This is a genomic window from Streptomyces sp. TAA040, from assembly GCF_000424845.1.
The window spans coordinates 42452-62154 of record NZ_AUKR01000015.1 but is presented as its reverse complement, the minus strand read 5'-3'; the positions used below and the strand labels follow the sequence as shown (position 1 = coordinate 62154).

The window sequence follows — 19703 nt, the reverse complement described above, 5'->3', positions numbered from 1 at the left end:
CGGTCTACATGATCCCATTCCAGTGCCACGGCCGAGGCCCGTAGCGGCCACGCAAACAGTCAACGCGGTACTGAGCCTGGTCTGCCCACTCGGGACTGTTGGACGCGTGCTGCGCGGCGTATGTCACCATGCGGAGCTCTCGGGCGCCGGCAAGGACCTGGTAGCCGGCCCAGTGGGTCACGTCGCACCCGTATACCGCGCAGAACTCGTCGTATTCAGCGGAAGTGACAGCGCCGGTCGTACGCGCTCGCACGGCTGTTGAAACCAGGTCCCATTCCGGTGGGCCGGTTGAGAAGCGTTCCAAGTCGATCACCAACGGGCCTTCGGCCGTGTGAATGAGGTTGCCGGGCCAGGCGTCACCGTGCACGCCGCACTCTGGACGTCCGTGCGGGCGCGCGTCCCAGGCTGCTCTCAGTTCTTCGTGGAGCCCGTGCAGCCACACGCGGTCGGCGTTGCGAAGCGTCGTCGCGGCGTCCAATCGTTCGCCGACGCGTACGAAGGGGTCCAGATACCCGAGGTCGAAGTCGGGAGGGGGCAGGGCGTGCAGTTGCTTGAGGAGCTGTGCGACCTCTGCGTGGCTGCCGTGCCGGTGCGGCGGGAGTTCCTCCCAGAAGGTGACCGGGCGGCCGGCGGCCTCGACCGGCTGTCGAACATCGGCCAGACGGACGGCCGGCACGCAGTTCTCAGCCAGCCACCGAGCGACCTGTACTTCGCGGTGCGCTGCCTCGGATTGCCCGGAACGAGCGATGCGGACGACAACTCCGTGCTCGGGCAGTCGCCATATCTCGTTCTCGGCGAGCCGAACGGCCTCAGCCCCGCTGGAGTCGAGTCCTACAGCCGAGCACGCCTGCCGCAGGGCTCCCTGATCAGTGGCTGATGCCGACTTCGTCATGCGGAGACCGTAGCGGCGATGCGTTCCTGCAAAGCGTGTGCCTCCGGCACCTTGTGGCGCTTGGAAGCGAACGCCCCGAGCTGCCGTAGATCGTCCGCTGCCCGACGGGAGGTGAGTGGACCGCCCTCGTTCAGGGCATCGTGGCCGATGGCGGCCGCTTGCCGGGGGTCGCCCTTGGCCATGACGAGTGTGGCGAGCTTCGTGCGGGAGATCGCCCTGGAGCGCTTGTAGGCGTCCGAATGGCCCTTCACCGCGGTGTCGAAGCGACCCGCTGCCCTGCCCGGATCGTGATCCACGAGGATGACGAGGTCGAACAGACCGTGTGCCGTGTCACCGTTGTGCTGCGCCTCGTCGTAGTAGGCCATCCACGGTGGATCTTCGGCGGGGCAGGCGTGGGAGAACGCTTCGTCTGCCTCTCCTACGGCGGCCAGACACTCGCGGACGTTGCCCATCTTGCCGAACGCCCGGGCTCGTGCGGTATGGAGCATCGCCCTTTCGGTAGCGGTGAGTCGGTCCGCGCGCACCAGGCCCCTCTCCGCATGCGTCAGTCCGTCGTCGGGCTGACCGAGCCACACGTGCTGCCGTGCGAGGTGCGAGTACGCCTTCGCCCGCAGGTGCCAGTCTCCGGCTTCCTCCGCACGATCGGCGGCGAAGAGGAACGTCGCCGCGGCGTACTGGTGGTTGTAGGCGTCGAACGCCGAGGCGCCAACCACGAGGCCGAGTCTGGAGACGGAGGCAAGGAGGGCGGGCCGCAGCTGCTCCGGACACTTCACCCCGAGGAGCCCTGCCGCCCATTGCATCCCACGCCCGGCGACATCGCCGACCATGCCTCCACCACCGAACTTGTTGTCCCATTCGCTGATCGCAGTAGCCACCTCCTGCACTTGGGCGATGTCCTGAGAGCTGATCGACACAGGAGGCTCCAACGCGGTCGGAGCAAGGATCGTCTGGGCGAGGTCTGCAGGTGCGACGGCGGCCAGGCTGCTGACTTGGAGAAACGCACGTCGGTCCACGGGCTCAGAGCTCCCAAGGCGAGGGGACACATCATCACTCCCCAGGATGCGGCCTCGACGTACCTCAACTGATCCGTCTGCCCCCTGTCCCCTGCGTTTATCGGCATCGAGACGCTTTTGATCGGCATCCCGCAAGCCGAAGGCCATGGGCCAGGCCCGCTCGAAGACGCCACCGGTTTCCAGTACCTGGTCCAGGCGCTGGGCCACCTCCCGCTGGCACGAGGGGTACTGACCCTTCTCAATCGACAGGATCATGTCGTCGCTGACCTGCACCAAGCGTCCCAAGGCCCTGGCCGAGAGTCCTTCCGCCTTGCGCCGTAGACGCAACTCACTGCCGAACCACTCCCGCGGTGAAGCTCCGGGGTTGAGTGCCTTCTCTGGCTGCGGCATTTTCGCTTCCCGTTCTCGCGATGCCGAACACTTCGGCTCTCGGCATCAGGACCTGCACGACGAGCGCGTGCTCTGCCTCAATGGTTGCCGATCGGTTCGGTCCCAGTACACACCGCGACCGTCCCTAGTTGTAGGGCTTCCGGCGCAACGAACGGAGCATCGATGAGCACGATTCTTGAAACCCCCGACGCGGGCCGCCCGATCCGAGCGGCGTCGCGAAGCAGCCGGGGGCAACTCGACATGCGATTTCAGCTCGAAGCCAGGCATTTGAGTCTCATCCGCGGTGTGGTGCGCCAGCACCTCGCCTGGTGGGAGGTCAGTCGTGAAGTCGCCGAGGTCGCGCTTCTCGCCGTGAACGAGCTGCTGACGAACGTGTTGGTGCACACCGACCCGGGCAAGGAAGGCTGTCAGCCGGCGAGTCTGCTCCTCCAGCACGTTCCGGGAGGCGTCACCGCGGTCGTACACGATGAGGATCCGCGACCGATCGTACGGAGGACAGCGGCGCCGTTCGACCTCGGTGGCCGCGGCCTGGATCTCGTGCGGGCGCTGGTCGACGAGTTCTCCGTAGCGACCTCCGGCCAGGGGAAGGACGTGTGGTTCTTCGTCTGTGACCCCGGATGCCAGGTTCCGCAGCAAGCGCAGCCGGAGGAGGCGTGAAGTGCACGGCGTCCGGCACCTGCCCTCCACTCTCGTTACGTAGCGCGCTCCGAGGGCCGTTCGCTCGCCCTCGCCCAGTAGTGGGGTTCGAGCATCTCTCCGGGCCACGCGGGCTGGCGGACCGGGCCTCGGGGGCCCATCTGCTCGAAGAACGGAGCCAGGTCGATCACAGGCGTTCCGTCGACGGCGTCGAGATCGGTGACGTGGAGGTCCCGTCCTTCGACCTTGAGCAAGCGCGGGTAGCTGATCGCCAGTTGGTTGGGACGCCGGTGGTTGCGATGAACGAATGTTCCTGTGGCCGGCCAGCTCTGGTTGCCCCGAGGGCTGCGAGCGTGGAGCTGGACGTCATCGGCTCGCGCCAGGTGGAAATGCCAGACCACCGTGAGGTGGGAGAACTCCTCGATGCCCTGCAACGTTTCGAGCGGGTACGCGGCGTCGATCCTGATGATCGATGCGACGCCGCCCTGGTAGTCGTCCTGAACGCGGGGGTGACCTCCGACGACCGTCGCGATCGACTCCACCTCGTATGCCGCCATCGGTGCTCGCTCCACTCCCTGGACGTGGCGTGCACGGCGTCCTCCGGCCGGCGCCGTGGTCGTGCTCTGCGGTCACCCTATGGCGCGCAGCATGTCTCGCGCCCGACGGTCCAGTGCAGCGACGTGGCGACCGCCGCGTTGCCGGACGGGCGAGAGGTCACTCCGCATGCGGACGATGACGTTGCGGGCGCGGCCGGACTGGACACCGGTCATCGCGTCGAGGGCCTGGTTCCAGGTGGCACACGCCTCGTCGAGATGTCCCTGCTGGACCTGAACGGCCCCGAGGTAGCCGAGGGTCACGCTGTGCGTTCGGGCGTACTGCTGGCGACCGCGGGTCGCGACGCTGCGCTGGAAGTGGGTTTCCGCGTCCAAGGGCCGGCCCAAGTCGCGCAGGGCGCAGGCGGTCTCGTGGGCGAGGGAGGCTTCCTGGAAGAAGCCCACCCGGCTGGGCGCTTCCTCGTTTTCGGCACGGGAGAGGTCGCGCTCAGCGCGGTTGATGGCCCTGACGGTGCCGACGCGGTCGCCCCCTACCGCGAGGGCTCGGGCGTGAACGATCCCGAGCAGGGCCCTCTCTCGATGGCCGGCTTGGCCGTAGCGGTCTTGGCTCATCGTGGCGTCGGTCAGGGCGAGGGCGCGGCGGGGGTGCCCGAGGTCCACGGCTTGGTGTGCCAGGGCGCGCAGAATGTGGCCGCCGAGCGGCCCATCGTCTGCTTCCGCCGCGATGCGCGCGGCGAGAGTGAGGTAGCGCTGGGCAGTGCGGTGTTCGGAGGCGTCGAAAGCCATCCACCCCGACAGATACGTCATCTCCGCCACGGCCGAGTACGCGTCCCTGCGAAGCTCCTCCGTGGCGAACCTGCTGCCCAGCAGGGGCACCGCCTCGTCACGAAGGTGACCGGCAAGGGCCGAACGTCCTGCGGCTCCACCGCGCTGCTGGTCCCGTGCCGAGTAGAAGGTCGTCAGGTCGCGGACATCGTCGATGTCTGCCTGTGCCACAGGACAGGAGGAGAGCGCTGGGCGCTTCTCGGCTGTGGCGGGGGCGGCTGCCCACCACGAAGCGGCGGGCAAGGGGAGGCCGGCGGCCGAGTAGGCAGCAGTCGCCAGCAGCTTGCGTCGGTGCTATGGGACTGCTGCACCGCCTGGGCGTTCCCACCACAGCCGACGAGGACTTCGACGACCTGGCCCGGGACATGGCCACACAGGCCGGGTTCCTCTACGGGGTCGTCAACCTATTCCTGGAGCAGCAGACCTTCGTCGGGCTGCACCAGCCCCCAGCGGACAGCGGGTTCGTGATCGTCGATCGCACCATGAGCCGCGACCACGGCTGGTGCCCGGAGGTCATGGCGCGCCGGAAGGCCCTGCCGCTGCACGACGTGCACGCCAGCCCGCGCTTCAGCGGCAACACGGTGGTCGACGCCGTCGGGATCCTTTCCTACGTCGGCGCCCCGCTCATCCACGACAGCGGCACCGTGCTGGGCAAGGTCCGTTGCATGATCGGTTCTGTCTGGAACGTCGGGTTGGTTCGCAGTTGAGGTGGGGCGCCCCAGTCCAGGCGGAGGGCGAACGCAGTGCAGGCACGGTCTCAGTGATCATGTGAGTGTCGAAGTCCCATGAACGCTTGGTGAGTCCGTGCCTGCTCCTCCACCTTCTCTCATGCCCTCCGCGCTGGATCAACTCGCTCAGGCCACTGCACCGGCCCCGTTGACGGACGCGCTGTGTCTGTCGCAGTCCCTGGAAACGATGCCCGACCCGCGAGGTCTTCGCGGACGACGCTACCTGCTCTTGCCCTGCTCGCCGCGGCCGCGGCGAGCGTCCTGGCCGGCGCCCGCTCGCTGACCGCGATCACTGAATGGGTCACGGATGCCCCGGCCTGGGCCTGCCGGGCCCTCGGCTTCCCCGTCGACCGGCTGACCGGCACCGTGTCGGTCCCGCATCCCCACACCCTGCGCCGTCTCCTGGTCCAGCTCGACGGCGACGCCCTGGACCGGGCGATCGGCGCTTTCCCCACCGCCCGGGCCACCTCGACCGATCCGGGCTGCAGGCGATCGCCGTCGACGGCGAGGCCCTGCGCGGCTCGCGCACCGCCACGGCCACGCACGTCACCCTGCTCGCCGCGATGGACCACAGCGGCAGCACTCTCGCCCAGTGTCAGATCGCTGACAAGAGCAACGAAATACCCACCCTCCAGCACCTGTTGGACAACATCGGTCTCACCGACAGCGTGCTCACCGCCGATGCCCTGCACACCCAGCACGCCCACGGCGCCTACCTCCGCGCCCGTGGCGCCCACTACATCGCCCAGGTCAAGGCCAACCACCCCGGCCTGTTCGACCGCGTCCGCCGCCTGCCCAGGCAGGAGATCGCCCTCGACCATTACGAGCGCACCCGCGCCCGCCACCGCAAGGAAATCCGGCGCTCGAAGACGGCCTCCTTCGCGCACGTCGACTAACCCGACGCCCGCCAGGCCCTCCAGATCGTGCGCTGGCGCCAGGACTTCACCAGCGGAAAGCTCACCATCGAGCGCGCCTGCCTGATCACCAGCCTGCCGCCGGGAGCCGCGAGCGGCGCTCAGCTCGCCGCGTGGACCAGAGGGCACTGGAAGATCGAAAATCTTCCGCACCACGTCCGGGACCGCACCTTCCGCGAGGACGACTCCAAAATCCATGCCGGCCGGCTCCCGCGCGTCATGGCCGGCCTGCGCAATCTCGCCATCGGCATCCACCGCCAGGACGGCCACACCAACATCGCCGCCGCGCTACGTCACGCCGCCCGCCACTGCCACCGCCCCCTGACTGCCCTCGGCCTCGCCGGATGAACCCGGACAGAACTGATCATGCAACGGACCCTGGGTCGCAGGGGCTACACGTGACCCCGGTTTGCGATTTCGGCAAAAAAATTGCCGCGTTCCCCAAGGGTGGGGCACCGTGGCATCCGCGCGGGGCAAGCCAACCGCCGCCGAGGAACCGACCGAGGAACAGGGAGCACATCCGTGGACGCCGAGTACTGGGACGAGAGGTACCGCAGCAGCGATCAGTTGTTCAGCGGCAACCCCAACGGAGTGCTGGTCACCGAGGTCGGCGGCCTGCCACCGGGCCGGGCGCTCGACGTGGGCTGCGGGGAGGGGGCCGACGCACGCTGGCTCGCCGGACGGGGGTGGCGGGTCACCGCGATCGACGTCTCCGCCGTCGCTCTGGAGCGTGCGGCCGCCGCGGCTGCGGACGTCGCGGAGCGGGTGGTGTGGGAGAAGACCGACCCGACAGCCACGCCGCCCTCGCCCGGTGCCTTCGACCTGGTGTCAGCCCAGTACTTCCCGCTCCCCCGGCAGCCGGACCACGCCGGGCTGCGGGGCCTGCTGGCCGCCGTCGCCCCCGGTGGCGCGCTGCTGTTCGTCGGCCACGACCTCGACGGGTTGACCCCGCAGCACAGGGAGGAGTTCCGCGTCGCCGACTACTACGGGCACGAGGACGTCGCCCGGCTTCTCGGCCCCGACTGGACCGTGCAGGTCAACGAGGTCCGCGCGCGTACCACGGCCGCGCCGGCCGGAAGCCACCACACCCACGACACCGTCCTGCGCGCGCTGCGGAGGCGCTGAGGCCCCGCGACCCCGGCGGCACTCCGGCTGCGGACATCACGCGAAGCGGGAGGGGTCGCCGGCACCCCGGCGCACGATCTCCAGTTCCCCGCCGGAGAAGTCGACGACGGTGGTCGGCTCGGTACCGCAGTCACCGGAGTCGACCACCACGTCCACCACGTGGTCGAGCCGCTCCTTGATCTCCCAGCCCTGCGTCATCGGCTCCTCCTCGTCGGGCAGGAGCAGTGTGCTGGAGAGCAGCGGCTCGCCCAGCTCGGCGAGGAGCGCCTGGGTGACGACGTGGTCCGGGATGCGCACCCCGACCGTCTTCTTCTTGGGGTGCATGAGCTGGCGCGGCACCTCCCTCGTCGCGGGGAGGATGAAGGTGTAGCTGCCGGGTGTCGCCGCCTTGACCGCCCGGAACACGTCGTTGTCCACGTGTACGAACTGGCCGAGCTGCGCGAAGTTCTGACAGACCAGGGTGAAGTGGTGACGGTCGTCGAGGTTGCGGATCGACCGGATCCGGTTGATGCCGTCACGGCTGCCGAGCTGGCACCCGAGCGCGTAGCAGGAGTCCGTCGGATAGGCGACGAGCGCACCGGACCGGATACTGTCGGCCACATTGCTGATGGTGCGCCGCTGCGGGTTCTCGGGGTGCACGTCGAAGTACTTCGCCATCCGGAAAGTCTACGGGCTCCCTTCCGGGATTCCCGGGATCGCGCGCCGACGGCACCGGGAGAGCGACGGCGCCCCCGGCGACCGGTTTCCGGTTGCCGGGGGCGCCGAGGCCGCGTCCTGCCGCGGGGCCGCTCCGTGCCTGCCCGCGCGGGGTGCACTCCCCCTTGCGGACCGTCGGCGGCGACGGTCGGTGAGCTCAGTCGCGGGCGGGAACGAACCGGCGCAACTCGGCCGCCAGCTCCTGGTGCACCCGGGCCTTAAGCAGGGTGCCCTCCTCGGTGTGCTCCTCGGAGAGCAGCTCTCCCTCGGTGTGCACCCGGGAGACCAGGCCGCCCTCGGTGTAGGGCAGCAGGACCTCCAGCTCCACCTCCGGGCGGGGCAGCTCGCTGTCGATCAGCGCCAGGAGCTCGTCCACCCCCTGACCGCTGCGGGTGGAGACCACCCGGGCGTGCTTCTCGGTGCGCAGCAGCCGCTGGAGCACCAGTGAATCGGCGATGTCGGCCTTGTTGACCACGACGATCTCCGGTACGTCGGCGGCTCCGACGTCCCTGATCACCTCGCGGACCGCGGCGAGCTGCTCCTCCGGGACGGGGTGCGAGCCGTCCACCACGTGAAGGATGAGATCGCTGTCGCCGACCTCCTCCATGGTGGAGCGGAACGCCTCGACCAGATGGTGCGGCAGGTGCCGTACGAAGCCGACGGTGTCGGCGAGGGTGTACAGCCGGCCGCCCGGGGTCTCCGCCCGGCGGACGGTCGGGTCGAGGGTGGCGAACAGCGAGTTCTCCACCAGGACGCCCGCGCCGGTGAGGCGGTTGAGCAGCGAGGACTTGCCCGCGTTGGTGTAGCCGGCGATGGCCACCGAGGGGACCTTGTGGCGTCTGCGCTCCTGCCGCTTGACTTCGCGGCCGGTCTTCATCTCCGCGATCTCCCGGCGCATCTTCGCCATCTTCTCGCGGATGCGGCGCCGGTCCGTCTCGATCTTGGTCTCACCGGGGCCGCGGGTGGCCATTCCGCCGCCGCCGGAACCGCCGCCGCCCATCTGACGGGAGAGCGACTGGCCCCAGCCGCGCAGCCGGGGGAGCATGTACTGCATCTGCGCCAGCGCGACCTGCGCCTTGCCCTCCCGGGACTTGGCGTGCTGGGCGAAGATATCGAGGATCAGGGCGGTGCGGTCGACCACCTTGACCTTGACGACGTCCTCCAGGTGGATGAGCTGGCCGGGGCTGAGCTCACCGTCGCAGACGACGGTGTCGGCGCCCGTCTCCAGGACGACGTCGCGGAGTTCCTCGGCCTTGCCGGAGCCGATGTAGGTGGCCGGGTCCGGCTTGTCGCGGCGCTGGATCACGCCGTCGAGCACCTGGGCGCCGGCCGTCTCGGCGAGGGCGGCGAGTTCGGCGAGGGAGTTCTCGGCATCGCGCGCCGTTCCGGACGTCCAGACGCCGACCAGCACCACGCGCTCCAGGCGCAGCTGCCGGTACTCGACCTCGGTGACGTCCTCCAGCTCGGTGGAGAGTCCCGCGACACGACGGAGAGCGGCCCTCTCGGAGCGGTCGAGCTGGTCGCCGTCCCGTCCTTCGGCGGCCTCGGGGCTCCAAGCGACGTCCTCTTCCATCAGGGCGTCGGCTCGGCGGTTCGTCTCAGCGATGCGCTGGCCGGAAAACGGAAGGGAAGAAGAGGAGGTCATTTGGTCCTTACGTTGGTCGAGTGTGCCGTTGCCGGTGACAACGCCTACGGGAGGGCAATCATTCCCCGCCAGGGGCGGTCCGACGCTGACGATGGTCGCACGGGGTCCGCCACCCGTCACCCGGATTTCCCGCCGCCGCGCGCCGCGCGCGTCTCCCCGCCTGCGGACGCCGAGCCGTCGGGAGTGGCTCTCCGGCCGCCGGAGCCCGTGAGGTGCGGGGCGGACCCGTGCCGGCCGTGCACCCCGTGCGGGCCGTGGAGGCGGAGCGGGTCGGGGCGCCGTTCCGGGCCGCCGGGGGCGGGGGCGCTGTCCGGGCCGGATGCGCTAGGCGCCTCCGGTTCCGCACCCGGGTCCGGAACCGGCTCGGCACCGGCCGCGCCCCCGTCGGAAGGAGAAGGCACCGGGTCCGTCTCCCACTCCGGGTGGCCCGGCATGGGCGGGGTGGAGTCGCCGTACAGCCAGGGTCGCAGGAAGGAGGTGAGGTCCTCCCCCGCCACCTCGCCGGCCAGGACGACGAAGTCGTCGGTCCCAGCGACGCCGTGCCGGTGCCGGGCGACCCAGGCGCGCTGGAGCCGTTCGAAGGCCTGCGCCCCGATCCGCTGCCGCAGTGCGTACAGCACCACGGCGGAGCCGCTGTAGACGATCGGCTGGAAGATGGTCATCCGCCCGTCGACGCGCGGCGGATCGAGTGCGGCGGGGGCTCCGTGGGCGTCGCGCCACCGGTCGGAGGCGCGGTAGGCGGCTTCGACCCGGCGGGTCAGGTCCTGCCCGCCCGCCTCGTGGGCGTGGGTCCACTCGTACCAGGTGGCGTGCCCCTCGTTCAGCCAGAGGTCGGACCAGCGGCGCGGCGTGACACTGTTGCCGAACCAGTGATGAGCCAGTTCGTGGACCATGACCGACTCCCGGTACCAGTCCGGGTAGCCCGGAGCGGTGAAGAAGCTCCGGGAGAAGAGCGACAGCGTCTGCGTCTCCAGGGCGAAGCCGAGGTCCGCCTCGGCGGCGAGCACCCCGTACGTTTCGAACGGGTAGCGGCCCACTCTCTCCTCCATCCAGGAGAGCTGGTCCGGGGTGCGTGCCAGCCACGGTTCCAGCGCGGCGCGGTGCTGCTCGGGGACCACGTCGCGGAGCGGGAGCCCGTGCGGGCCGGTGCCTCGGAGCACGGCCGAGCGGCCGATCGAGACCTGGGCCAGTTCGGTGGCCATCGGCTCGCGCTGCCGGTAGGTCCAGGTGACGCGGTCCCCGCGCTCCGTCCGGCCCACCCGCCGTCCACCGGCCACGGCCGTGTACTCCTTCGGCGCGGTGATCCGGAAAGTGAAGCGCGCCTTGTCGGAGGGGTGGTCGTTGCCGGGGAAGACCCGGTGTGCGGCGTCCGCCTGGTTCGCCATGACAAGGCCGTCCCGGGTGCGGATCCAGCCGCTGGGCAGGTCGCCGTCGTCCCCGGTCGGGCTGGTGTGCCGGATGTCGACGTGCAGCGGGTCGCCGCGACGCACCGGCTCGGCCGGGGTGACGACGAGGTCCTGGCCGGCCTGCACCGCCTCGGCACTGCTGCCGTTGACCCGGACCGAGCGCACCGTTCCGGCGGAGAAGTCCAGGTTGAAGCGCTCCAGGCAGGGTTCGGTCACCGCTGCGGTGATACGGGTCCGGGCTGAAAGGTCAGCGGTGTTGTCCCCCTCGTAGTGGAAGGCGATGTCGTAGGCCCGTACGTCGAGGCCGGGGTTGCCGAGGTGCGGGAAGAGGCGGTCGCCGATGCCGAGCGGGGCCGGGCCGGGTACGGCTGCGGCGAGCAGCGCGAGGGAAGTGACGGCGACGGTGGTGCCGGTGGCGAGGCGGCGCAGCGTGGTGCGGCGGGAAGGTTCGACCATCGTCCACGGCTACCAGCCCGTCCGCCGCCCGGCCGTGCGGCGCGGACGGCGCACACCGCGTCCACCCGAACGGCGGAGCCGCCCCTCAGACGGCGGGGCGGGCGGCCCGGATGACGTCGTAGACGCCCGGGACCCGGCGCATCGCCCGCATCAGCGCGGGCAGCGCGGTGGAGTCCGGGAGCTGGAGCGTGTAGGTGTGGCGGACGCGCTGCTGCCGGGGCGGCTCGACGTCGGCGGCGATGACCGCGGCGCCCTCCACAGCGATCACCTCGGTGAGGTCGGCGAGCAGCCGGGGACGGCCGAAGGCCTCCGCGAGCAGCGTGACCCGGCAGCCGGTCGGGTCGGCCGTCCAGCGCACGGCGGTGGCCGCGCGGCCGGCGGCGGTCATCCGGGCGACGGCGGAGCAGCTCTCGCGGTGCACGGTCACGGTGCCGCCGCGGACGGGGAAGCCGGTGATGGCGTCCGGCGGCACCGGGGTGCAGCAGCGGGCCAGCCGCACCAGGCTGTGGGGCAGCTCCACGGCCACCGCGGCCCCGTCCTCGGCCGGGCCGCCCGTGCGGGGCGGGGCGGTCTGGCCACCGGAGCCGGGCGCGCTGCCCGCCTCCTCGGTGCGCGGCGGGAGTCCCGGGGCCTCCCGGTGGGTGTCCAGCCACTGCCGGATCGCGATCCGTGCTCCCGGGGTGCGGGCGTGCTCCAGCCACTGGGGCGAGGGCCCGGACGCTGGGCCGCGTCCGTTCTCGGCCGCCATGAGCAGGTGGAGGGCGTCGCCGTCCCGGAGCACGGTGCCGAGGCTGGTGAGGCGGCCGTCCACCCGGGCACCGAGGCAGCGGTGCCCGCCGCTGCCGTAGCGGGCGTACGCGGCGTCGACGCAGGTGGCGCCGGCCGGCAGGTGGACCGTGCCGGACTGCGCGGGGGAGGCGGTGTCCGTGCAGTACACGGTGATCTCGCGGTCCTGGGCGAGCTCGTCCTGCAGTTCGGCCCAGAAGGTGTCAGGGTCGGGAGCCTGGCTCTGCCACTCCAGCAGCCGGGAGAGCCAGCCGGGCCTGGTGGGGTCGGCGCGCTCGCCCTCGGGGACGGGTTCGTCCGAGCCAGGCACCGGGTCCGGGTCGCCGAGCGCGATCACCCCCGCCTCCGCCACGGCGTGCATCCTGCGGGTGCGGACCAGCACCTCGACGATGCGCCGCTCGTCGTCCGCGAAGGCGGTGTGGAGCGACTGGTAGAGGTTGAACTTGGGGACCGCGATGAAGTCCTTGAACTCCGGGATCACCGGGACGAAGCAGGTGTGCAGCTCGCCGAGCACGGCGTAGCAGTCGGCGTCCTCGGCGACCAGGACGAGCAGCCGGGCGAAGTCGCAGGGGCCGAGTTCTCCGCGCTTGACCCCGGCCCGGTGCACCGAGAGGAAGTGCCGGGGCCTGATCAGCACCTCGGAGGAGATCCTGGCCTCGCGCAGCACGACGCGGACGGACTCGGCGACGGCCTCCAGCGGTTCGCGGCCCGCACGGTGTCTGCGGATGAGCTCCTCGGTGCGGGCGTACTCCTCCGGGTGCAGGATCCGGAAGGCCAGGTCCTCCAGCTCCGTCTTGAGCGCCTGCACGCCCAGCCGCTCGGCGAGCGGGATCAGGACGTCACGGGTGACCTTGGCGATCCGGGCCTGCTTCTCGGGCCGCATCACGGTGAGCGTGCGCATGTTGTGCAGCCGGTCGGCGAGCTTGATGGACATCACGCGGACGTCGCTGCCGGTGGCGACCAGCATCTTGCGGAAGGTCTCCGGTTCCGCGGCGGCGCCGTAGTCGACCTTCTCCAGTTTGGTCACACCGTCGACGAGGTAGCCGACCTCCGCCCCGAACTCGGCCCACACCTGCTCCAGGGTGACCTCGGTGTCCTCGACCGTGTCGTGCAGCAGGGCGGCGGTCAGCGTGGTGGTGCCGGCGCCGAGCTGGGCGAGGATGAGGGTGACGGCGAGCGGGTGGGTGATGTACGGCTCGCCGCTCTTGCGCATCTGGCCGCGGTGCGAGGACTCGGCGAGGACGTAGGCGCGGCTCAGGGCATCGATGTCGGCGCGCGGATGGTGCCGGCGGTGCGCCTGCGCGACGTGCTCCAGAGCGTGCGGGAGGCCGCCGCGGGGTGTGGTGCCGAGCAGCGCCGCACGGCTGAGCTTCCGCAGGCTCGTCACCGCGCTCATGGCAGCCCCCTTGAGGTGTCGCACCGTCAGTTGCCCGATGGTACAGACCCGGTCGGGTGCCGCGGAGCCGCTTCCCGTCCGGGGTGGTACGGATCACCCCAACGAGCGAGCGCGCCTCGTTCAGCCCTCGAACAGCGACGGGGCCAACGTCCCCTCGGCGACGATCACCGCGGGGCCGGTCATGTCGATCAGGCCGTCGGGGTGCTCGGTGACGACGAGCCGCCCGCCGGGCAGGTCGACCGTGTAGGTCACCGGTTCCCCGTCGGCCGCCGGGTCCGCCCCGTCGCGGCGCGCGGCGGCCACCATGACGGCGCAGGCACCGGTCCCGCAGGAGCGCGTCTCGCCCGAGCCCCGCTCGTGCACCCGCAGCGCCACGTGCCGGGGTCCGCGGTCCACGACGAACTCGACGTTGACGCCCTCGGGGTACGCCGCGGCAGGCGTGACGACGGGAGCCTCCCGTAGCGGCCCGGCCTCGTCGAGGCCGTCCACGAAGACGACGGCGTGCGGGTTGCCCATGCCGACGTTCCGCGCCGGACGGGACCGCCCGCCGACGTCCACAGCGACCTCGCCCTCGGGGAGCGAGGCCCGTCCCATCCCCACCGTCACGTCACCGGGGCGGCCGTGCTCCGGCGGCGCCAGGCGGACGCGGCGGACGCCCGCCCTGGTGGCGACGGCGAGTTCACCGGGCGCGGCAAGACCCGCGTGCTCCAGGTAGCGGGCAAAGACGCGGACCCCGTTGCCGCACATCTCGGCGATGCTGCCGTCGCTGTTGCGGTAGTCCATGAACCACTCGGCGGTCGTCGCCATCGACCGGGCGTCCGGGTGGGCGGCCGACCGCACCACGCGCAGCACACCGTCGGCGCCGACGCCGGCGCGGCGGTCGCACACGGCGGCCACCCGGCCCGGGGTCAGCTCCAACAGGCCGTCGGGGTCGGGGAGGACGACGAAGTCGTTCTGGGTGCCGTGCCCCTTGAGGAAGGCGATCGGCGACTCGGCGGTGTTCACGTGCCGCATGCTACGGCAGCGGGCACCGGCCGCCTCATCTGAGCCGGGCCACCCGCCACACCGCCAGGGCGATCAGCGTGACGACGATGACCGTGTACAGCCCGACCACCCGCCAGTTCGGACGCTCGCCCGAACCGCGGGCGGGCAGGCCGGGCCAGGTGTGGCCGACCCGGCGGGCGGCCATCATGCCCCAGCCCGCGGCGCAGCAGCTGATCAGCAGGCCGAGCATCGCGACGACCGCTCCGCCGTCGCCGAACTCGAAGGCGAGCGGGAAGGCGAACATCAGGGAGCCGGCAGCCGCCAACCCGACGATCGGGGCCAGCTGCCAGATGCGCAGCCGTCGGGGCGGCCGGAGTTCGCCGTAGGACTCGCCACCGTCGGCGAAGGGGTCGTCGGGGTCGCCGCCGAGCGGCTCCAGAGCGGGCTCCTCGCTCTTCTGGGGGCCGGCCTCCATCGCCACGCACCCTCCCGACTCCCGACTCCCGACAACGCGGCTGGAGCGTCGATGATGGCACGCGCGAACGGCCGTCCACGCCGTCCGGTACGTCCCGATGCCATCACGTGATCAGGCTGTGACCGGTCGTTCGAGGTGGAGAAGCGCCTGCCGGGTCAGTTCCTCGGCGCGGCCCGCCGCGGCGCGGAGCCAGTGCACCCGCGGATCGCGGCGGAACCACGAGTCCTGCCGCCGGGCGAAGCGCTTGGTGGCGCGTACCGTCTCCGCACGGGCCTCGACCATGGTGCATCCGTCGGCCAGGGCTGCCAGCACCTGCTGGTAGCCCAGCGCCCGTGAGGCGGTGCGGCCCTCGCGGAGGCCGTCGCGCTCCAGCGCGCGCACCTCCTCGACCAGGCCCGCCTCCCACATCCGGTCGACGCGGAGCGCGATCCGGCGGTCGAGTTCCGGCCGCTCCACGTCCACCCCGAACTGCACGGCGTCGTAGACGCCGCGCTCGGCCTCGGGCCCGGGGAGGTTCGCGGTGAACGGTCTGCCGGTGATCTCGATGACCTCCAGGGCGCGGACGATGCGCCGCCCGTTGCTGGGGAGGATCGCCCGCCCGGCGTCCGGGTCCGCGGCGGACAGCCGCGCGTGCAGCCGTCCGCTGCCGTGCTCGTCCAGTTCGCGCTCCAGCCGGGCGCGGACCTCGGGGTCGGTGCCGGGGAACTCCAGCGCGTCGAGGGCTCCGCGCACGTAGAGGCCGGAGCCGCCGACCAGGACCGGCGTCCGTCCCGCGGCCAGCAGCCGGTCGATCTCCGCGCGGGCCAGCCGCTGGTACTCGGCCACGCTGGCGGCGACGGTGACGTCCCAGATGTCGAGCAGCCGGTGCGGGACGCCCCGCTGCTCCTCGGCGCTGAGCTTGGCGGTGCCGATGTCCATGCCGCGGTACAGCTGCATGGAGTCCGCGTTGATCACTTCTCCGTCGAGGTGCCGGGCCAGCGCCACCCCCAGATCGGACTTGCCGGCCGCGGTCGGCCCGACCACGGCGATGACCCGAGGGGCGGTGTGTGGGTGTCGTTCGACGGTTTTCACACCCGCCAGTCTCGCAAAACCCGAGGGTGCTTCACGAACGGGCGACGTGACGCGGGCATGCGGGGTCTCGTTCCCCGTGGCGAGTGTGCCCGGTCCGGTCGCCGGACCGGCTGCCGACCCTGAACGGCGGCAGGGGAGGCGCAACCGTCCGCATCGGCAAGGATCTGGAGCAGGGGATGGGCGTGTATTCCTGGTTCCGCGGCAGGGCCGCGGGCACTGCCGCGGAGGCGGATCCCGGCGAGGGCGGGCGGGCCGCCACCACGGCCGGGGAGCCGGAAGGAGTGCCGCCGGAGCCGCCCCCGGCGCTTGCGGCAACGGCCCCGATCAAGAACCCTGGGGAGAGGGCGGAGAGCACCGCCTCCGCGGAGCCCGACGAGGACGGGGCCCGGACGCCGGAGCAGCGGCCGCACCCGACACCGCGGAGTCGGCGGCGCCCGCGCCGGAGAAGGCCGGGGACCGCGCGGGGACGGCACACGAGGCCGGGACGCCCCGGCGGGCCGAGGTGCCCGCCGGTGGGACCGCACCCAACTGACCCCACAACGGAAGGCGACCGCCATGAGTTTCATGAACAAGGTCAAGGACCTGCTGTCCAAGCACGACGACAAGGTGCACAAGGCCGTGGACAAGGCCGCGAGCACCGTGGACACGCGGACCGGCGGCAAGTACAGCGACCAGATCAGCAGCGGCAGCGAGAAGGCGAAGGACGCGGTGAGCCGCTCCGAGGACGACCCGGCGGACGGGACGGGCAGAACGGGGCAGGGCCCCGCTGACGAAACCGACGGCAGGGGCGAGCAGGGCCGCGGCGGCGCCTGACCGCGCCTCCCCGGCCCGCCGGGGCGGGCGGTGCCGTCCGGCTCAGAACCAGGAGGCGACCAGGTAACCGACGCCGTAGGGGGCGCTGTCGTACAGCAGCCTGCCGCGCAGCGGCGCCCCCTCCCCCGCGCCCGCGAGCACCTGCCAGCACGCCCTGCCGGAGGCCTGGAGCGCCCGGGCCAGTTCCGCGTCCAGTCCCGCCAGGGCCACGGTGTCCGCGGTGCCGAGCGCTTCGGCCACGCCGGCGTCGAAGGCGGGCGCCCGCTCGTCGAAGTATCCGGGGGCGCGCAGCGATCGGCAGGCGCTCCCGTCCCCCATCACCAGGAGGCCGAGCCGTTCCGCCTCACCGGCGAGTTCCCGCCCGGTCTCCAGGCAGCGCTCGGGGCGCGCGGCGTTCCCGACGGCCAGTCCCTCCACGGGGGCGGCCGACCAGTGGGTGCGCTCCAGCAGCCAGCCGGCGAGCGTCAGGGCGGTCGGCAGCGGACGGTCGCCGCCGGGGCCGGTTCCGAGCGGCAGCTCCACGTCCACGCCCAGCCCGCTCAGGCTCCCGCGGCTGCCGCCCGGGTAGGTCCCCAGCTCCGGCTCGTCCGCGGGCCCCAGGACAAGCAACCGGTCGGGCCGGGCCTCGACCAGGTTTTGGAGCGCGTCGAAGCAGGCCGAGCGGGCGGCGTCCATCTCGTGGGCGGCCCCGGCCGCCACCTCGGGGACAAGCAGGGGCGGGCACGGGCAGACTGCGGCGGCGACAAGCATTCTCGCAGCTTAGGCGCCACCTGCCGGGCCGTCGTCCCCGGAACGCTCCCGGAACGCTGACGCCGCAGGCGTCGTGCGGCACGTCCGGGGCCGCCGCGGACCGGGCCGCGGTGGAACCCGGGACGGCGGCGGGGCGGCAGGGGCTCAGCAGGTGCCGCAGCCGTCAGCCGCGGGCAGCGGCTCGGGCGCGCCCACCCGTGGCAGTCCGAGCAGCACCCCCGCCGGACGCTCGGCCGGTGCCGCGTTCCGCGCCTCCCAGGCGTCTCCGGCCCTGGTACGGCGGACCGCCAGCGGCGTGCCCTCGGCCAGCAGGTGGTGCGGAGCGGCGTAGGTGACCTCCACCGTCACCATGTCGCCCGGTCGCACGGGTTCCGCGGGCCGGGTGAAGTGCACCAGCCTGCTGTCCGGCGCGCGGCCGGAGAGGCGACGGGTGGCGTCGTCCTTGCGGCCCTCTCCCGCGGCGACCATCAGCTCCAGGGTCCGGCCCACCTGCTTCTTGTTCTCCTCCCAGGAGATCTCCTCCTGGAGCGCGACCAGTCGCTCGTAGCGCTCCTGGACGACGGCCTTGGGAAGCTGGCCCGGCATCTCGGCCGCGGGCGTGCCGGGGCGCTTGGAGTACTGGAAGGTGAACGCCTGAGCGAAGCGGGCCTCCCGCACCACGTGCAGGGTCTCCTCGAAGTCCTCCTCCGTCTCCCCGGGGAAGCCGACGATGATGTCGGTGGAGAGGGCCGCGTCCGGCATCGCCGCGCGGACCTTCTCGATGATCGACAGGAAGCGCTCCTGGCGGTAGGAGCGGCGCATCGCCTTGAGTACACGGGAGGAGCCGGACTGGAGCGGCATGTGCAACTGCGGCATCACGTTGTCCGTCTCGGCCATCGCGGTGATCACGTCGTCGGTGAAGTCACGCGGGTGCGGCGAGGTGAAGCGCACCCGCTCCAGTCCCTCGACGCGGCCGCAGGCCCGCAGCAGCTTGGCGAAGGCCTCGCGGTCGCCCATGTCGCTGCCGTAGGCGTTCACGTTCTGGCCCAGCAGGGTGATCTCGGTGACGCCCTCAGCGACGAGTGCCTCGACCTCGGCGAGCACGTCACCCGGCCGGCGGTCCTTCTCCTTGCCCCGCAGCGCGGGCACGATGCAGAAGGTGCAGGTGTTGTTGCAGCCGACCGAGATCGAGACCCATCCCGCGTAGGCGCTCTCCCGGCGGGTGGGCAGCGTCGAGGGGAACGCCTCCAGCGACTCCGCGATCTCGACCTGCGCCTCCTGCTGGACGCGGGCCCGCTCCAGCAGCACCGGCAGCTTGCCGACGTTGTGGGTGCCGAAGACCACGTCCACCCACGGCGCCTTGCGGACGATGGTGTCCCGGTCCTTCTGCGCCAGACAGCCCCCGACGGCGATCTGCATCCCCGGCCGGGCCGACTTCTTCGGGGCGAGCTGCCCGAGGTTGCCGTACAGCCGGTTGTCCGCGTTCTCGCGCACGGCGCAGGTGTTGAAGACGACCACGTCCGCACCGTCCGCGCCCTCGGGCGCCCGGACGTACCCGGCCTGCTCCAGCAGTCCGGCCATCCGCTCGGAGTCGTGGACGTTCATCTGGCAGCCGAAGGTGCGGATCTCGTAGCTTCGCTCAAGGGCGTCCTGCGCGGTCATGCCACCAGGGTAGGCCGTGCGCCGGACCTCCCTCGACGCCGGACCTCCCTCGACGCCGGAGCCCCCGAGCGGACCCGGGCGGCCCGAGCGGGGGTGCGGACAGCCTGGGGCAGGGGCCCGGGCCGGGCTGTGGGGACGCCGGGGGCGGCCGGGACCGGCAGGTGGTCGAACGGACAGACGGGCACCTCGAACAGCGAGGGCGAGTTCCGGCCACACACGGTGGGTGCCGGACGGCCGGTTCTGTGCCCTCGCCCCTGGCGGCCGACGGACGGCGGAAAGGCGCGCCGGAGCCTTCGTCCTTGCCGGTGTGCGCCCCCGGCGGCCGGGACGCCAGGCCGTCGGGCCGCGGCACGGCCGCCCGCGGCGGGGCGCACGCGCTCCGACCGCCCGCTGAGCGGCGCTCGGGCGGGCGCGCGGGCACCAGCCTGTGCGGCGGGAGCGACGCGGGGTGACTCGTGCTCCCCACGTCCTGGGGCCGGCCCGGTCCCAGGACGGCCAGGACACGGC

18 protein-coding genes and 2 pseudogenes are annotated in these 19703 nt (G+C 72.0%); 7 read left to right on the top strand and 13 right to left on the bottom strand.

Features of this window, described 5'->3' with window-relative positions; all coding sequences use genetic code 11:
• Window positions 1–4: 4 nt before the first annotated feature.
• Window positions 5–892, bottom strand: a complete 888-nt coding sequence (locus H300_RS0114995; protein ID WP_028428089.1) for an aminoglycoside phosphotransferase family protein — start codon at window positions 890–892, stop codon at window positions 5–7.
• On the bottom strand, window positions 889–2295 hold the full coding sequence (locus H300_RS27005; RefSeq protein WP_028428088.1) for a helix-turn-helix domain-containing protein: 1407 nt from the start codon (window positions 2293–2295) through the stop codon (window positions 889–891). The genes H300_RS0114995 and H300_RS27005 overlap by 4 nt, the downstream gene beginning before the upstream one ends.
• 162 nt (window positions 2296–2457) lie before the next feature.
• On the opposite strand from H300_RS27005, the gene H300_RS29315 reads away from it, so the two are divergent.
• Window positions 2458–2952, top strand: a complete 495-nt coding sequence (locus tag H300_RS29315; protein WP_051270059.1) for an ATP-binding protein — start codon at window positions 2458–2460, stop codon at window positions 2950–2952.
• 35 nt (window positions 2953–2987) lie between these two features.
• Here H300_RS29315 and H300_RS0114980 read toward each other — a convergent pair whose 3' ends face one another.
• Together H300_RS0114980 and H300_RS26995 are read right to left on the bottom strand one after the other, a co-directional pair.
• Entirely contained in the window at window positions 2988–3488 is a 501-nt protein-coding gene (locus H300_RS0114980; RefSeq protein ID WP_028428087.1) for an SAM-dependent methyltransferase, read from the bottom strand.
• A gap of 72 nt (window positions 3489–3560) precedes the next feature.
• The gene (locus H300_RS26995) at window positions 3561–4589 is read right to left on the bottom strand and encodes an NsdA family TPR-like regulatory protein (RefSeq protein ID WP_486583889.1); all 1029 of its coding nucleotides are present in this window, start codon (window positions 4587–4589) and stop codon (window positions 3561–3563) included.
• Window positions 4590–4606: 17 nt separating this feature from the next.
• Between H300_RS26995 and H300_RS26990 the strand changes: the two are divergent.
• The 5 genes and pseudogenes from H300_RS26990 to H300_RS0114960 all read left to right on the top strand — a co-directional run.
• Window positions 4607–4981 (top strand): annotated as a pseudogene (locus H300_RS26990) (GAF domain-containing protein); the annotation flags it as partial.
• Window positions 4982–5200: 219 nt separating this feature from the next.
• A pseudogene (locus H300_RS32440) lies at window positions 5201–5428 on the top strand (hypothetical protein); the annotation flags it as partial.
• Window positions 5335–5934, top strand: coding sequence for an ISAs1 family transposase (locus H300_RS32435; protein WP_486583866.1), 600 nt, complete (start codon window positions 5335–5337; stop codon window positions 5932–5934). The pseudogene H300_RS32440 and the gene H300_RS32435, both read left to right, overlap by 94 nt.
• Before the next feature lie 27 nt (window positions 5935–5961).
• A complete protein-coding gene (locus tag H300_RS32430; protein WP_486583864.1) occupies window positions 5962–6300 on the top strand; it encodes a hypothetical protein in 339 nt (112 codons plus the stop codon).
• Window positions 6301–6474: 174 nt separating this feature from the next.
• Complete coding sequence (locus H300_RS0114960) at window positions 6475–7077, top strand: class I SAM-dependent methyltransferase (protein ID WP_028428086.1); 603 nt, start codon at window positions 6475–6477, stop codon at window positions 7075–7077.
• Window positions 7078–7113: 36 nt separating this feature from the next.
• Here H300_RS0114960 and H300_RS0114955 read toward each other — a convergent pair whose 3' ends face one another.
• From H300_RS0114955 to miaA, 7 genes are all read right to left on the bottom strand, one after another.
• Entirely contained in the window at window positions 7114–7734 is a 621-nt protein-coding gene (locus H300_RS0114955) for an L-threonylcarbamoyladenylate synthase (RefSeq protein ID WP_028428085.1), read from the bottom strand.
• A 196-nt stretch (window positions 7735–7930) separates the two neighbouring features.
• Window positions 7931–9418 (bottom strand): GTPase HflX, encoded by a 1488-nt coding sequence (hflX, locus tag H300_RS0114950; RefSeq protein ID WP_028428084.1) that lies wholly within the window; start codon window positions 9416–9418, stop codon window positions 7931–7933.
• Window positions 9419–9534: 116 nt separating this feature from the next.
• Window positions 9535–11280, bottom strand: a complete 1746-nt coding sequence (locus H300_RS26980) for a M1 family aminopeptidase (protein ID WP_078516015.1) — start codon at window positions 11278–11280, stop codon at window positions 9535–9537.
• A gap of 85 nt (window positions 11281–11365) precedes the next feature.
• Complete coding sequence (locus H300_RS0114940; RefSeq protein ID WP_028428083.1) at window positions 11366–13462, bottom strand: HD domain-containing protein; 2097 nt, start codon at window positions 13460–13462, stop codon at window positions 11366–11368.
• Window positions 13463–13582: 120 nt separating this feature from the next.
• Complete coding sequence (dapF, locus tag H300_RS0114935) at window positions 13583–14476, bottom strand: diaminopimelate epimerase (protein ID WP_037980455.1); 894 nt, start codon at window positions 14474–14476, stop codon at window positions 13583–13585.
• A gap of 25 nt (window positions 14477–14501) precedes the next feature.
• Window positions 14502–14921 carry a hypothetical protein gene (locus H300_RS0114930; RefSeq protein ID WP_028428081.1) on the bottom strand — a complete coding sequence of 140 codons (420 nt, stop codon included), beginning with the start codon at window positions 14919–14921 and terminating at the stop codon, window positions 14502–14504.
• A 111-nt stretch (window positions 14922–15032) separates the two neighbouring features.
• On the bottom strand, window positions 15033–15992 hold the full coding sequence (miaA, locus tag H300_RS0114925) for a tRNA (adenosine(37)-N6)-dimethylallyltransferase MiaA (RefSeq protein WP_028428080.1): 960 nt from the start codon (window positions 15990–15992) through the stop codon (window positions 15033–15035).
• 555 nt (window positions 15993–16547) lie between these two features.
• Here miaA and H300_RS0114920 point away from each other — a divergent pair.
• Window positions 16548–16805: an antitoxin gene (locus H300_RS0114920; protein WP_028428079.1), complete on the top strand. Its 258-nt coding sequence runs from the start codon at window positions 16548–16550 to the stop codon at window positions 16803–16805.
• Window positions 16806–16847: 42 nt separating this feature from the next.
• Here H300_RS0114920 and H300_RS0114915 read toward each other — a convergent pair whose 3' ends face one another.
• On the bottom strand, window positions 16848–17555 hold the full coding sequence (locus H300_RS0114915) for a class III extradiol dioxygenase subunit B-like domain-containing protein (RefSeq protein WP_028428078.1): 708 nt from the start codon (window positions 17553–17555) through the stop codon (window positions 16848–16850).
• A gap of 144 nt (window positions 17556–17699) precedes the next feature.
• Window positions 17700–19196 (bottom strand): tRNA (N6-isopentenyl adenosine(37)-C2)-methylthiotransferase MiaB, encoded by a 1497-nt coding sequence (miaB, locus tag H300_RS0114910; RefSeq protein ID WP_028428077.1) that lies wholly within the window; start codon window positions 19194–19196, stop codon window positions 17700–17702.
• Window positions 19197–19703: the final 507 nt, after the last annotated feature.